14 protein-coding genes are annotated in these 13341 nt (G+C 59.6%); 8 read left to right on the plus strand and 6 right to left on the minus strand.

All coding sequences use genetic code 11. The features are described from left to right. Nucleotides 1–19: 19 nt before the first annotated feature. The 6 genes from HWW83_RS01980 (at nt 20) to HWW83_RS02005 (ending at nt 4596) form a co-directional block, all read left to right on the plus strand. On the plus strand, nt 20–784 hold the full coding sequence (locus tag HWW83_RS01980) for a fimbria/pilus periplasmic chaperone (protein WP_122016373.1): 765 nt from the start codon (nt 20–22) through the stop codon (nt 782–784). A 74-nt stretch (nt 785–858) separates the two neighbouring features. Then, the gene (locus tag HWW83_RS01985; RefSeq protein WP_047572095.1) at nt 859–1497 is read left to right on the plus strand and encodes a fimbrial protein; all 639 of its coding nucleotides are present in this window, start codon (nt 859–861) and stop codon (nt 1495–1497) included. A gap of 50 nt (nt 1498–1547) precedes the next feature. Further along, a complete protein-coding gene (locus HWW83_RS01990; RefSeq protein WP_033642504.1) occupies nt 1548–2102 on the plus strand; it encodes a fimbrial protein in 555 nt (184 codons plus the stop codon). Between the two features lie 24 nt (nt 2103–2126). Further along, nucleotides 2127–2549: a YuaE family lipoprotein gene (locus HWW83_RS01995; protein ID WP_046686746.1), complete on the plus strand. Its 423-nt coding sequence runs from the start codon at nt 2127–2129 to the stop codon at nt 2547–2549. Then, entirely contained in the window at nt 2546–3934 is a 1389-nt protein-coding gene (locus HWW83_RS02000) for an FKBP-type peptidyl-prolyl cis-trans isomerase N-terminal domain-containing protein (protein WP_176588954.1), read from the plus strand. The genes HWW83_RS01995 and HWW83_RS02000 overlap by 4 nt, the downstream gene beginning before the upstream one ends. Next, nucleotides 3931–4596 carry a response regulator transcription factor gene (locus tag HWW83_RS02005; protein ID WP_033650640.1) on the plus strand — a complete coding sequence of 222 codons (666 nt, stop codon included), beginning with the start codon at nt 3931–3933 and terminating at the stop codon, nt 4594–4596. The genes HWW83_RS02000 and HWW83_RS02005 overlap by 4 nt, the downstream gene beginning before the upstream one ends. Nucleotides 4597–4650: 54 nt before the next feature. Here HWW83_RS02005 and HWW83_RS02010 read toward each other — a convergent pair whose 3' ends face one another. From HWW83_RS02010 to deoC, 4 genes are all read right to left on the minus strand, one after another. Next, a complete protein-coding gene (locus HWW83_RS02010) occupies nt 4651–6018 on the minus strand; it encodes an L-serine ammonia-lyase (RefSeq protein WP_033642507.1) in 1368 nt (455 codons plus the stop codon). A 93-nt stretch (nt 6019–6111) separates the two neighbouring features. Beyond that, nucleotides 6112–7410: an HAAAP family serine/threonine permease gene (locus HWW83_RS02015; protein ID WP_033650641.1), complete on the minus strand. Its 1299-nt coding sequence runs from the start codon at nt 7408–7410 to the stop codon at nt 6112–6114. A gap of 981 nt (nt 7411–8391) precedes the next feature. After that, on the minus strand, nt 8392–9156 hold the full coding sequence (gene deoR, locus HWW83_RS02020; protein ID WP_042784074.1) for a DNA-binding transcriptional repressor DeoR: 765 nt from the start codon (nt 9154–9156) through the stop codon (nt 8392–8394). A gap of 153 nt (nt 9157–9309) precedes the next feature. Next, nucleotides 9310–9990 (minus strand): deoxyribose-phosphate aldolase, encoded by a 681-nt coding sequence (gene deoC / locus HWW83_RS02025; protein WP_033642510.1) that lies wholly within the window; start codon nt 9988–9990, stop codon nt 9310–9312. Between the two features lie 217 nt (nt 9991–10207). Here deoC and HWW83_RS02030 point away from each other — a divergent pair, with 217 nt between their 5' ends. Next, nucleotides 10208–11041 (plus strand): aldose epimerase family protein, encoded by an 834-nt coding sequence (locus HWW83_RS02030; RefSeq protein WP_033642511.1) that lies wholly within the window; start codon nt 10208–10210, stop codon nt 11039–11041. A gap of 39 nt (nt 11042–11080) precedes the next feature. Here HWW83_RS02030 and ybjG read toward each other — a convergent pair whose 3' ends face one another. Together ybjG and HWW83_RS02040 are read right to left on the minus strand one after the other, a co-directional pair. Next, the gene (gene ybjG / locus HWW83_RS02035) at nt 11081–11686 is read right to left on the minus strand and encodes an undecaprenyl-diphosphate phosphatase (protein WP_033642512.1); all 606 of its coding nucleotides are present in this window, start codon (nt 11684–11686) and stop codon (nt 11081–11083) included. A gap of 5 nt (nt 11687–11691) precedes the next feature. Next, on the minus strand, nt 11692–12426 hold the full coding sequence (locus tag HWW83_RS02040) for a phosphatase PAP2 family protein (RefSeq protein WP_033642513.1): 735 nt from the start codon (nt 12424–12426) through the stop codon (nt 11692–11694). A gap of 291 nt (nt 12427–12717) precedes the next feature. On the opposite strand from HWW83_RS02040, the gene eco reads away from it, so the two are divergent. Continuing rightward, nucleotides 12718–13230: a serine protease inhibitor ecotin gene (gene eco, locus HWW83_RS02045; RefSeq protein WP_033642514.1), complete on the plus strand. Its 513-nt coding sequence runs from the start codon at nt 12718–12720 to the stop codon at nt 13228–13230. Nucleotides 13231–13341 lie beyond the last annotated feature (111 nt).

Below are 13341 nucleotides of genomic sequence, written 5' to 3' on the forward strand. Positions count from 1 at the left end.
TGACTGGAACCGTGAAGACATGATGAATCTGACTATGACCAGAAAGACCGTTTCCCTTTTGAGCTCGCTCGCCGCCGCGTTGACGATCGGCGCGATCGGCCTGCCCGCCCATGCGGCTATCGCGCTGGATCGCACGCGCGTGATTTTCGACGGCGACCAGAAAACGGTCAGCCTCAACATCAGCAATCAGAATAAGCAATTGCCCTATCTGGCCCAGGGGTGGATTGAAGACGAGCGCGGCAACAAGATCCAAAGCCCTTTCACCGTGCTGCCGCCGGTGCAGCGGGTGGAGCCGGGCAAACCGAGCCAGGTGAAGATCCAGTCGCTGCCGGCGGCGCGTCAGCTGCCGCAGGACAGGGAGACGCTGTATTACTTCAACCTGCGCGAGATCCCGCCGCGCAGCAATAAGCCGAACACGCTGCAGATAGCGTTGCAGACGCGCATCAAAATGTTTTATCGCCCGGCGGCGCTCGCCCCGAAAAAGAACACCGCACCGTGGCAGGAGCAGCTGACGCTGACCCGGCAGGGCGACAAGTACGTGGTGAACAACCCGACCCCGTATTACGTGACGATCGTTGAGGCGAGCGCCGGCAAGGGCGGGAAAGGGGCCGCCGGCTTTGAACCGTTGATGGTGGCGCCGAAGGCCAGCGCCTCGCTGAACGTCTCAGCCGCGAGCCTCGGCAGCGGCCCGTCGCTGGCGTACATCAACGATTACGGTGGTCGGCCGCAGTTGAACTTCCGCTGCGCCGGCAATGCCTGCCAGGTCGTGCCGGTCGCCAAATGACGCGCCGCGCGCAAGCAGGGAAGACCAAGTCATGAACACAGCGGAGTGAACGAATCATGCAACGAAAGAACCCCATGCTGTTGGGAAAGGCCTATGAACGTCATCAGCGACACACTATTGGCCTGACGGTGTTGGCCGCGCTGATGGTGCCGCTGACGGCGGGCACGATGTTGATGCTGATGCCGCCGGCCCGCGCGGTGGATAACTGGGACGTTGAGGGGGCGAACGGCACGCTCCACGTCTACGGCGCGTTAACGGAAAGCGCCTGCAGCCTGGAAATGACCACCGCCCGCCAGGAGGTATGGCTGGGCGAGACGGGAACGGCGCACTTCCAGCGCCCGGGCGATCGCGGCACGCCGGTCGCCTTCGAGCTGACGCTGAAAGACTGCCTGCGGGCGCCGGCGAGCAACCGCGACGCCTGGACCGGGGTTCTGGCCTGGAGCGGCAGCCAGCCTGCGGTGTCCGTCGCATTTTCCGCGCCGACGGATGACGACGCGCCGGGTCTGGTCAGGGTCGCCGGCGTCACCGGTTTGGGGTTGCAGTTGGCGGATGCCCGCGGTCTGCCGGTCCGCCTCGGCGCGCGCAACAAACCGGTATTGCTGACGCCGGGACAAAACACCCTGACGTATACGGTGACGCCGGTGCGCACTCCGGCGACGCTGAGCGCCGGCGCTTACCGCGCGGCGATCGATTTCCGTCTTTATTACGACTAATACGCCGCTTGCGCCTGGCAGGCGCAAGCATAACCAAAGGGAGTGGCGTCATGCGCGCGACAGAGACGAACCGGCGCCGAAGCGCGCTGCTGGGAGCCGGCATGGTGATGCTGGCCGGCATGATGGCGCAGCCGGCGGCTGCGGCGGAAAACATGCGCTTTCACGGTACGCTGGTGGCCGAGCCGTGTGTCATACAACCGGGGGATGAGGACATCCAACTGGATTTCGGCACCATCGTCGACAAATACCTGTACCTGAACACCCGCACCCACAGCCAAACCTTCGCGTTGCACCTGACCGAGTGCGATCTCAGCCTGGGCAATACGGTGGCCATTACGTTTACCGGTACTGAGAACGCCAAACTGCCCGGCCTGTTGGCGTTGGATGGCGGCAGCCTGGCGTCGGGGATCGGCATCGGGCTGGAGGACAGCAGCGGCAAGGCGCTGCCGCTCAATCGCGCCAGCGATAAATTCCGTCTGAACGCCGGCAACACCACACTCACGCTGCAAGCCTATGTGCAGGGAGAGCCGGAAGCCATCCAGACGAAGTCCATCGGCCGCGGCACCTTCAGCGCGGTGGCCACCTTCACGTTGGAATACGAATAAGCGCCTACAAGGACAAGAAACGCAATGATGAGAAAGCACGTCAATCACGCCCTGCGCATGGGGATGCTGTGCCTGTTGGCGTTGAGCGCCGCCGCTTGCCAAAGCCAAAAGCCGGGCAAGCCTGCCGTGAACACCCAAAATCAGGCTGCGCAACCTCCGTCAGAAGAGGTGTTGCGCAAGCAACGTGAGGCCGAGCAACTGCGGCAGTGTCAGGAGCAACTGGGCGCGTTGCGCACGATCAACGAGAAACAGTATCAGCGCTACAAACAGGCGTTCGACAGCCTGATGAGCGGCGCTTCCCAGTACGCCAACCTGCGCGCCCGGGTAAACGGTGACACGCAGGAGACGGTGGATGCGCTGTATCGCTACAAGGTCAACTATCTGTGTGCCGGGGTGAATCAGGCGGTGTTGACCGGGCTGGCGGATCGCGGGGAGCAGGTTAAATGAGGCTGCGTCTGCTGGGCTGTGTCGCTTTGCTGTTCGCCGGCGTAGCGCAAGCGGACGACGGCGTGCCGGCGCTGCTGCAGTTTGCCGAGCAGTATCAACGGCAGAATATCGGTCCGGCGACCGAAAAAACGGCGCCGGACGACCGTGAGTCAGGGAAAAAAAAGCGTGAGCCGGCGAAGCGCCTGTCGGACAACAGCCAATCCACCTCACCGGCCAAAACGTTTACGCTGAGCCAGGAATTATTGGCGCGCGATCAACAGCTGGCGCGCCAGCGAATGGCGCTGACGGCGCTGCGCCAGGAGCTCGCCGCGCTGCGGGCGGAGAAAGCGGCGCCACCCGTCGCGGCGTTGCCGGACTCGTCAACGCTTCAACAGTGGATCGCCGGGCTGGGCGCCGCCTGGCGCGGTTCGCCCGACGCGCAGCGCGCCGAGGCGCTGTTGCGTCAGGCGACGCAGGAAACCGCCAAAAGCAGAGCGACGGCGGCGCAGGCCGAACGGCGCGTCACCGAACTTGAGTCTGCCGCGCAGGCATCGGCACAAACGCTTGCACAACGCCAACGCGAGCACCAGGAGGCGTTGCACGCTCTGCGCGCCGCGTTGGAAGAAAGCGAGCAGAAGCGGGCCGGTGAGCAGAAGGCGACTCAGCAGGCGCGCGAAGACCTGCTGGCGTTGCGTAAGCGGCTGCAATGGGAGATGACGCCGGAGCAGTTGAAGGATGAACGCAAGCGTTTGTCCTATGCGGCGGGCAGTGCGCTGGGGCGGGATATTCAGGGGTTGATGACGGAGCGTCAAAGCTGGGGCGTGCCGGTGGATCGCGACAGCCTGTTGGCGGGCGTTATCGACAGCGTGTCGGGACGTTTGCAGCTGTCGCCGCAGGAACTGAATACGTTGACGGCGCAGGCGGATGCCGCCGCCGTGGCCGCGCGTGAGAAACGCGTTAACCAGCAGCGGCGGCGCGATGACGATTACCTGACGCAGTTCAGTCAACAAAAGGGCGTAAAGCAGTCGGCGATGGGCTTCTGGTATCGGGTGGATTATGCCGGGGAGGGGGCGCTGGCGCCAACGGCGGTGGTCGATGTTGTGGTGAAAGAGAAGCTGACCGACGGCACGGTGATCCAGGATATGGATCTGAGCGGCAAGGTGCTGTCGCAACCGCTGTCCGAATACCCGCCGCTGTTCCGGGAGGCGATAAGTCATCTGCACAACCACGGCTCGTTGACGATGGTCGTGCCGCCGGCGCTGGCCTACGGTGAAACCGGCTACCCGCCGAAGGTGCCGCCCAACGCCACCATGGTTTATGAATTGCGCATCGACAACAGCCAGGCGCCGGCAAAGGGCGTCCAGGCGGTTAAACGGGAAGCCGACACGGCGGGAGAGCAGGGATGAACACGATGATAAAAATCGCGCTATTTGATGAGAATCGATACTTCAGCGCCGGTTGGCAAGAGGCTCTGGCGCTGCACTTCAGCACTTACGGCAAGCGCACGCTGTTAGTGGATGCGCGGCAGGCTCATGAAGCCGATCTGGTGTTCTGCTATTTTCCTCCCGGCGTGCAAAGCTGTTTTTGTCACCTCTCTGAGGCGCAGCCCGTGGGGCGTAAAACGCTGTATTTCTCGTTGCGAACGCCGGAGGGACGGCATAAACGCACCGTCGGTAACCGCTGCTCGCTGGAGGCCGGCGTCATCTACCACGATATGCCGTTGGTTTCGGCGCTGTATCAGGTGAGCGCCGAGCTGGAGCGGCGCAGCAAATGGCCGGGCAGACTGAGCTGTGGCAGGAACTGCGCATGCCAACACCGGGGCTTGACGTTGCGCGAACAAGAGATCATGCGCTGCATGACGCGGGAGATGGGAGTCACGCAAATCGCTCGGATGCTGGATATTAGCGTGAAGACGGTCAGCAATCACAAGATGAGCGTCATGCGCAAAATGGGATTCCGGCGTAATGCCGAACTTTACGGCTGGCTGCGGCACAGCGCTCGTCCCGGGGCTGTGGGGCTTCGCGCGGGCATTCAGCCCGGCGTTGCGGCAGGAAAGGATCGCTATTGAAACGGCGCCGGCCAAGTCACACCGGCCGGCGCCTTAAGTGCCTCGCCGTGGCGATCAGTTGCAGGCCACGACCTTGATCGCCAGCCCGCCCTGTGAGGTTTCGCGGTATTTGGCGTTCATGTCTTTGCCGGTCTCGTACATGGTTTCGATCACCTTATCCAGACAAACCCGCGGTTCGCTGGTCCGGCGCATCGCCATGCGTGCGGCGTTGACCGCCTTAACGGCGGAAATGGCGTTGCGTTCGATGCACGGCACCTGAACCTGGCCGGCGAGCGGATCGCAGGTCAGCCCCAAATGGTGCTCCATGGCGATCTCCGCCGCGATGCACACCTGCGCCGGGCTGCCGCCGAGCAGCTCGGTCAACCCGGCCGCCGCCATTGAACAGGCCACGCCCACTTCCCCCTGACAACCGACTTCGGCGCCGGAGATCGAGGCGTTCATCTTGTACAGCGCGCCAATCACGCCGGACGCCAGGAAATAGCGGGTGTAGGAGTTGGCGTTCACCGGGCGGATGAACTTGTCGTAGTAGGCCAGCACCGCAGGGATGATGCCACACGCGCCGTTGGTCGGCGCGGTGACCACGCGGCCGCCGGCCGCGTTCTCTTCGTTGACCGCCAACGCGAACATGTTGATCCAATCGACCACGTTCATCGGATCGATATTGTTCTTGTCTCCGGTCACCAGAATGCGGCGCAGCGCGGCGGCGCGGCGCGGCACTTTCATCGGGCCGGGCAGCAGCCCTTCGGTGTTGATGCCGCGCTCGATACCGGCGCTCATCACCTGCCAGACATCGGCGAAATGCGCGTCGATATCCGCCTTGCTGCGCAGCGCCAGCTCGTTTTGCATCACCAGGCCGGACAAGGACAGCCCGGTTTCCTTGCAATGCTGCTGCAGATCGTGCGCTGATTTGAATGGATAGGGCACCGGCGTGGCGCCCTCGGCGGACTGGCCGAAGTGCTCTTCGTCGACGATAAAACCGCCGCCGATCGAGTAATAGGTTTTGCTGTGCAGCAGGCGTTCACCGGCGAAGGCGCGGATGCGCATGCCGTTTTCATGCAGCGGCAGGTTGTCGCTGTGGAAGTTCATGCCGCCGTGCAGCGGGAAATCCACCTCGTGGTGGCCGTTGGCCAGCGGCAGGCGGCCGCGTTGCTCAACGTCGCGAATAAAGCCCGGAATGCTGTCGATGTCCACATCGTGCGGCAGGTTGCCGGCCAGGCCCATGATGATGGCGATGTCGGTGTGGTGACCTTTACCGGTCAATGACAGCGAACCGTAGACGTCGACCACCACGCGGGTGGTGTCCTGCAACTGCTGGTGCGCGATCAGCTCGTCGACGAACTGTTTGCCGGCCTTCATCGGGCCAACGGTGTGGGAGCTGGATGGGCCGATGCCGATTTTGAAAATATCGAAAACGCTGACCATGGTCTCGCCTCCTTCTTCAGGTTTCAGGCGGTGAATACGGGAAATGGGGGAGTGCGGGAGGGCCGGCGCGCAAGCGGCGCCGGCCGGGCGTGATTAGCCGAGCAGGCTGAACACGATGGCAGAGATGGCGATCAGACCCATCACAACCACGAACACGTTGCTGATGTGGCCGCTGTACTTGCGCATGGCAGGCACTTTACGGATGGCGTACATCGGCATCAGGAACAGCAGCATGGCGATGATTGGGCCACCCAGGGTTTCGATCATGCCCAGGATGCTTGGGTTCAGGGTGGCGACGATCCAGGTGGTCACCAGCATGAAGATAGCGGTCATGCGGTTCAACTTGGCGGTGCTGACGGTTTTGCCGCGGCTCTTCATCGACTTGGCGACCAGGCCGTTGAAGCCTTCACGGGCGCCCAGGTAGTGGCCCAGGAACGATTTGGTGATGGCGACGAAGGCGATAACCGGCGCGATGTACTCGATCATCGGGTTGTTAAAGTGGTTGGCCAGGTAAGACAGAATCGAGATGTTCTGCGCCTTGGCTTCCGCCAGGTTTTCCGGTGTCAGGCTCAGCACGCAGCTGAACACGAAGAACATCACGGTCAGCACCATCATGATGTGTGCATAAGCCAGAATGCGGGAGCATTTCTTCTCGGCGTCTGCGCCGTACTCTTCGCGTTTGGCGACGGCGAAGGCGGAGATGATCGGCGAGTGGTTGAAGGAGAACACCATCACCGGGATTGCCAGCCACAGGGTCATGATCAGGCCGTGACCCATGCCGGTACCGCTGCCGGACAGCGACACGTTTTCGAAGATGGCGCCGGTCCAGTTAGGGATCAGGTATACCGCCAGCAGCATCAGCACCGCCACGAACGGGAAGACCAGGATGCTCATGGTTTTCACGATGGCCTGCTCACCGAAGCGCACGATGGTCATCAGGCCGACGATCAGGATCAGCGACAGGATGGCGCGCGGCGGCGACGTCATGCCCAACTGGTGGGTAATGAAGCTGTCGACGGTGTTGGTGATCGCCACGCTGTAAACCAACAGAATCGGGTAGATGGCGAAGAAGTACAGCAGAGTAATCAGTTTACCGGCGGTGATGCCGAAGTGCTCTTCTACCACGGCGGTGATGTCTTCACCGGGATTTTTGCCGGACAGAACGAAACGGCACAGGCCGCGGTGGGCAAAGAAGGTCATCGGGAAAGCGATGATGGCCATGATGATCAAAGGAATCAAACCGCCGATGCCGGCGTTGATTGGCAAGAACAGGACGCCTGCGCCGATGGCGGTGCCGTACAGGCCCAACATCCACATGGTATCCGTTTTACGCCAGGTAGTGCTGGAACCCGAAGCCGCAGAGGCAATTGTGCCGGTCTGTGTAGTGTCCATAAATATCTCCGAAGTGAACACGAATTTAAAATTAAAAGGCAAAACTTAAGGTTAAACCGTCAAACGTCCTATTCAGGCAACGCTTGCGGTAAGAATCAGGTGTTGCTTGCGGGGATGTTTTGGCGTCCCCCTGGTTGTTTATTGTGTTCATTACCACAGGCACAGCGCCGGGTAATTCACCAAAGACTTTTCACCGCCACGGGGTGATAAAAGTCGTTACCGCTGCCGACAGGTCTTTGCCTGTCGATTTTTGTTGGCGGCAAGATAACGATTTACAGTAGAAACAACCGTGATCCTGCTCTCAAATGCGTAATGTGTGCAGTTATCTGCTTTTTCATCGATTTTTCGCGCATTTGTTGCACATTTGTGTAAGATTTTGTGCTGAGAACGCTCTCATAAAAATTTCTGCGATTATGCGGCTTGTACAATAATTAGCCGGATAAAGCGCTGTGCTCAGCAGCAAGCCGAGCAATATATTTTATGCGTGGTTTTGGATCTAGCTAAAAACCCGGATTAAGCAGTTTTAGTGACGTAGATCACATTGTATTTTTAAGTCAAATGAGCTGTATTGATTTGTTTTTAAAGGATTTTAATTGAAAAGCACCGCTAGTAACGAAGGGAAATTACTTACGTGGTTAGCGGATAAAAATGCGTAACCATTCATCATATAAATAACAGATAGCTAACAGGTATTGGCGAGATTTGCTGCAATAGCCTAACCGGCCGTTTATTTAAACATCCCGGTCTTTGGCGCGATTTATCATATAAAAGCCATAAATAGTCGTTAATTCATCCAGCTGAAAGCAGGTTTGACCAGAGAGAAAATAATCACTCGGGTGACCTGTTGCATTTTATTAACCTGATGTTGCGTGAGGATAAGCGAAAAATGCGTATCGATTGCGCATTATTTGTTCATCTCGGGCTGTGGGAAAAGAGAGATTTCAGCGGCGCGCCGTCGCTTCCGACGGCGCTGAAGGGGGATCAATAGCGGGTAGCGATGGCGTTATCGTTGAAGAACGCCATGAAGTCGGCGTCCGGCTGGCGATCGGTGATCACCCGATCGAACTGCGTCAGCGGGCCGATACAGGCCGGCTTGATTTTGCCGAACTTGCTGTGATCCGCCACCAGGATCTTTTGCTGCGCCATTGCCATCGCGCGATGCTTCATCTCCAGTTCGTCGAAGTTGAAGCAGGTGGCGCCGTGCCGCAGGCTGAGACCGGCGGCGGAGATAAAGGCGATGTTCGGGCAGATGTGATCGAGCTCATTGCGGCCGCCGACGCTGGAAAAGATGTAGTTGTTCGGTTTGAACTCGCCGCCGCACAGGATCACCTTGCAATTCGGTTTGTCTTGCAGCGCCAGGAAGGTGTTCAGCGAATGGCACACGGCGGTGAAGGTCAGCTCGTCGGCAATGGCGTCGATGATCGTCGGGGTGGTGGTCCCGCAGTCGAAAAACACCGTGTCGTTTTCATTGATCAACGGCGCCGCCAGCAGGCCGATGCGCCGTTTCTCCGTGACCTGTTTGGCTTTTTGATCGGAAACGAAGTAGTTGGTTACGCCGTTGCTGCGCGGATCGGTCACCACATAGCCGCCGAGCAGCACCACCGCCGCCGGCTCGGCGCTCAGATCGCGGCGAATGGTCATCTCCGAGACCCCCAGCAGCGCGGCGGCTTCTTTCAGGTGGATCTTGTCAGCGCGTTTTAACGCCTGAACTAACCGGTTGATACGTTCTTCGCGCCGCGTTTCCATAGATCCGTCTTCCCACAGGTAGTAGAGGTAAAAAAGCGTGCCGCCGTTTCCGGCGCTAAACACAACGATGCGGGGCAATATCGGGCCGCATCGGCCGCCCGTATTGTCCCGCATCGTTGTGTATTGGCTGCGCCCGTCAAGGCGCGCCGACGATCAGTAGCTGCCAGCCGCCGCCTGCGCGCCGGATACGATGGCAACGCCGGAGCTGGTGCCGATACGCGTGGCGCCGGCTTTGATCATCTTCTCGGCGGTGGCGCGATCGCGCACGGCGCCGGAAGCTTTCACGCCCATTTCGCTGCCCACCGTCTCGCGCATCAGTTTGACGTGCTCTTCCCGAGCGCCGCCGGTGCTGAAGCCGGTGGAGGTTTTAACGAAGGCGACATCGAGTTCGCGACACATTTCACAAACCTGGACGATCTGCGCATCGCTGAGCAGGCAGGTTTCCAATATTACCTTCAACGGGATCGCCGCGCAAACCTCGCGCACGGCGGCGATGTCGGCTTTCACTTCGTCCAGCAGGCCGCTTTTCAGCCAGCCGACGTTGATCACCATATCGATCTCTTGCGCGCCGGCGGCGATCGCCGCTTTGGCTTCAAAGGCTTTGGCGACGGTCAGGCCGGCGCCCAGCGGGAAACCGATCACCGAGCAGACTTTCACGGTGCTTTCCTGCAGCAGCTGGGCTGCCAACGGCACGTAGCCGGAGTTGACGCACACCGCATAGAAGTTGTGCTGCTGGGCTTCTTCGCACAGTTTGGCGATCTGCATTTCGGTGGCGTCCATGGCCAGCAGGGTGTGGTCGACATAGCGGGCGTAATCGATGTTTTCGGAGGTCATCGCGGTTCCTTAATGAAGTTGAGAAAAGAGCGTTGATAGAGGATGTGAAAATAATAACATTACAATGCGGGTAAACCTAGCGGGATTTGAAAAATGTCGACGAGATCATAGTTATCTCACTGTTATATGTATAACTTAGGGGAGGTGTATTTGTTATTTAAATAACATTTTCAGCGGCCGCTCGCGGCCTGCGCGGGCGAAATGTCGAGGGAAAACGATGAAAATCAACATTGATCTGGTTCCTGCCGCGTTCGGGGCGCATCGGCAGGCGCTGTTCCGCAATGCGGATTTCGCGGTGAGCGCCCATCGCTGCGCAGAGCGCGGGCCAATGCTGACGCTGGCGAATCGGCGCGGGGCACTGACGGTCTTGCCGTATCAGGGCCTGGCGATTTGGGATGCTGAATTTGACGGTTACTCATTGAAATCGGGCCGCCGCAGCGGGCGGGGCGCCGGAAGAAAGCGCGATGATGTCGCCGCGTTCTGCCCCGCCTGGCCGAGTCACGACGGCGCATCGCTCCAGATGCAACGCGTGTGGCTGCAGCTGGCGGGCGACGAGCTGACGTTGCAGGGCGAAGGCGAGCGGTTGGGCGAGGGATGGCGCATCGGCCCGGCGCTGCGTTTGGCGGCGCAGAGCGCGCAGTTCGCCATTGAGATGAAAGTCACCAATCTGGCCGATCGGCCGCAGCCGCTGCGCTATGTGTGCCGCCTCAACTACGATTGCATTCCTGACGCGGTATTCCGCCAAAACTTGCCGACGCCGGCGCTGTTGGGGGAGGCGCTCGGGCAGGAACTGCTGTGTTCCGAGGATCTGTCTCGCTACGTGGACCGAGCCGAATTCTTTATGCTGGCGCCGCAAGGCCGGCGCTATGTAACGCGTTTCGCCACCGGGCAATTCAACTATGGTCTCCGGCGCATCGCCGTTCAGGGCAACCGGCAGTTGCTTTCCTTTATCCAGCCGGCAAACTGCCGCCCGAATGCGCCAGAGGGTGAGGGAGTGATGCTGGGAGCGGGAAAAACGCGGGCGTTCTGCGTGACCACCGGCGTGGTGTGAAATAAGCAGGGGCGGTAACGCCCCTGTCATGTTGTGCGGTTACTCTTTCACCCAACCGCGGCGAATGGCGAAGGCGAACAGGAAACGATACAGGCGCGACAGCCTGTCGGCGATGACATCGCCGAACAGATTCCACACCAGTTGGGCGAACAGGCAGCCCACCAGGCCGAGCAGGAAACCGCCGACCATATCCAGCGGCCAGTGCACGCCGAGGTAAACGCGTGACCAGGCGATGCCGACGGCGACGATCATCAGCAGCACGCCGGACCAAACGCGGTGCCAGAACAGGAACGCCAGCGCGAAGGTAAAGATGGCGGTGCCGTGATCGCTCGGGAACGAGCTGTCCGGCGCGTGTGGCAGGAAGGTATAACCAACGCCGGCGACGAACGGGCGCTCATGCGGCAGCAGCGCGCCGATAGCGGAAGCGGCAAGCATGGCGAACAGCAGCGCGATAGTGGTTTTCGCTACCACCTGGCGTTGCGAAACCAGCTGGCTTTGCGGCCCCCACAGCCAAAGACCGACGATCAGCAGCGGCACGATGATGATCAGATCGCGCGCCAAAAAGGTGGCGAAATCGATCATCCATTCGGGAGACGCCGGAGTCGCATTGATCCAGGCGAAAAGAAAATGGTTCAACTGTTCCATAACCGTTACCTCGTCTTGCGGCGCCAATAGCCGCTAACCGTCCAATAAATAGCCAACTGGCTTAACCAAACCCACCAACCCGCCCACAGGTTATGGGTAAGAAAATGTGCGCCGCGCATGATCTGACCAAAGCCCATCACCATGCCAAGCGCGATGCCGCCGCACCAACACCACCAGGCGAGGCGCGGACGCTGCGGATAAAACAGGAAAAACAACGCCATCACCGCGAAACCGCTCGAGGCGTGCCCGCCGGGGAAACAGCGGCCGGGGCCCGGCAGCGCCGGTACCGCGCCGAATAGCGGGAAAGACATCGCTTTGCCGCCGTACTCAATCAGATCCCACGGGCAGGAGTGCGCGCTGGTGGCTTTGAGAATGCCCACCACCAGCGGGCCAATGCCAATCAGCAGCATGGTCACGATCAGGCGCGCGCTGCGGCGATAGATGCCCCAAAACAGCGTCAGCACCGCCCCTACGATCACTATCTGCTTCAACAGGCGGTGATTGATCAGATCCAGCCAATAATTGTTTTGCCACGGGAAATGCCCGCTGGCGGCATCGTACCAATAGTTGCTGATCGCCCAATCCAGCTGTTCGTTGCGGGAGAGCCACAGAAACGCCAGACCGCTGATCAGCAGGCCAAAAACCTGCCAACGGTAAAAGGATGTCGACAGGGAGTAAAGGGCGGTTGTCTTAATTTGCGGTGTCGTTGAGGATTGATTTAATGACGATTCTGGATTCACGCGCAGGCTCGGTGACAGGATTGAATGACGTCACTGTAATAATTCTGTCTTAAGAAAACCTTAGTCCGCCGGCAAGAAAACCCTATCTGATACACCCGCTTGTGCGAAGGTAATCGCTTGTTTTTCTCGTCTTAACCCGAGGGTGTGCTGGCTAATTGCTCCGCTTAACGGTTTATATCAGGCGATTGTCACTATTTATTGCCTATTGTAAAGAAGATTAAACCTGTGGCGGGCTTGGCGGTAGTGTATTAGTTTATAGTCGGATTATTTGACAAAGTGTAGGGATAAAACATGAACAAGGCATCCGTTGTATTTTCCGGCCTGCTGATGGCCGTTTCCGCTGGCGCTATGGCGGCGACCTCTGGCGATGACGCAGACATGAGCAAACAGCCGCTGGAAAAAGTCGCGCCTTACCCGAAAGCCGAGAAGGGCATGAATCGCCAGGTGATCTACCTGCCGAAGCAAGAGCACGAAGAGAACTACAAGGTAGAACTGCTGATCGGCAAGACGCTGGAAGTGGACTGCAACCGCCATATGATTGGCGGCACGCTGGAGACCAAAACCCTGTCCGGCTGGGGTTACGACTACCTGGTGCTGGAGAAGCTGTCTGAACCGGCCTCGACCATGATGGCCTGCCCGGACAATACCAAGACCAAGAAATTCATCGCTGCCAACCTGGGCGACGCCGCGATGCAGCGCTACAACAGCCGCCTGCCGATCGTGGTGTATGCGCCGAAAGACGCGGAAGTGAAATACCGCATCTGGAAAGCCGAAGACACCGTAAGCCAGGCTGAGCAGAAATAACCGCCGCCTGACGCCGCTCTGCTGGCCATTCCTGGTTGGCGGAGCCTTTCTCCTTCCTGTCTCCATATCATTCCCGCATCTTTGACACTCGACTGATTGCTTTCGGACGTG

This window comes from Serratia ureilytica (genome assembly GCF_013375155.1).
GTDB lineage: Bacteria > Pseudomonadota > Gammaproteobacteria > Enterobacterales > Enterobacteriaceae > Serratia > Serratia ureilytica.

Coding starts and splice junctions, on each gene's coding strand:
- HWW83_RS01985 (WP_047572095.1), top strand. CDS start 859: ATGCTGTTGGGAAAGGCCTATGAACGTCATCAGCGACACACTATTGGC.
- HWW83_RS01980 (WP_122016373.1), top strand. CDS start 20: ATGATGAATCTGACTATGACCAGAAAGACCGTTTCCCTTTTGAGCTCG.
- HWW83_RS01990 (WP_033642504.1), top strand. CDS start 1,548: ATGCGCGCGACAGAGACGAACCGGCGCCGAAGCGCGCTGCTGGGAGCC.
- HWW83_RS01995 (WP_046686746.1), top strand. CDS start 2,127: ATGATGAGAAAGCACGTCAATCACGCCCTGCGCATGGGGATGCTGTGC.
- HWW83_RS02030 (WP_033642511.1), top strand. CDS start 10,208: ATGAAAATCAACATTGATCTGGTTCCTGCCGCGTTCGGGGCGCATCGG.
- eco (WP_033642514.1), top strand. CDS start 12,718: ATGAACAAGGCATCCGTTGTATTTTCCGGCCTGCTGATGGCCGTTTCC.
- HWW83_RS02005 (WP_033650640.1), top strand. CDS start 3,931: ATGAACACGATGATAAAAATCGCGCTATTTGATGAGAATCGATACTTC.
- deoC (WP_033642510.1), bottom strand. CDS start 9,990: ATGACCTCCGAAAACATCGATTACGCCCGCTATGTCGACCACACCCTG.
- HWW83_RS02010 (WP_033642507.1), bottom strand. CDS start 6,018: ATGGTCAGCGTTTTCGATATTTTCAAAATCGGCATCGGCCCATCCAGC.
- HWW83_RS02000 (WP_176588954.1), top strand. CDS start 2,546: ATGAGGCTGCGTCTGCTGGGCTGTGTCGCTTTGCTGTTCGCCGGCGTA.
- ybjG (WP_033642512.1), bottom strand. CDS start 11,686: ATGGAACAGTTGAACCATTTTCTTTTCGCCTGGATCAATGCGACTCCG.
- deoR (WP_042784074.1), bottom strand. CDS start 9,156: ATGGAAACGCGGCGCGAAGAACGTATCAACCGGTTAGTTCAGGCGTTA.
- HWW83_RS02015 (WP_033650641.1), bottom strand. CDS start 7,410: ATGGACACTACACAGACCGGCACAATTGCCTCTGCGGCTTCGGGTTCC.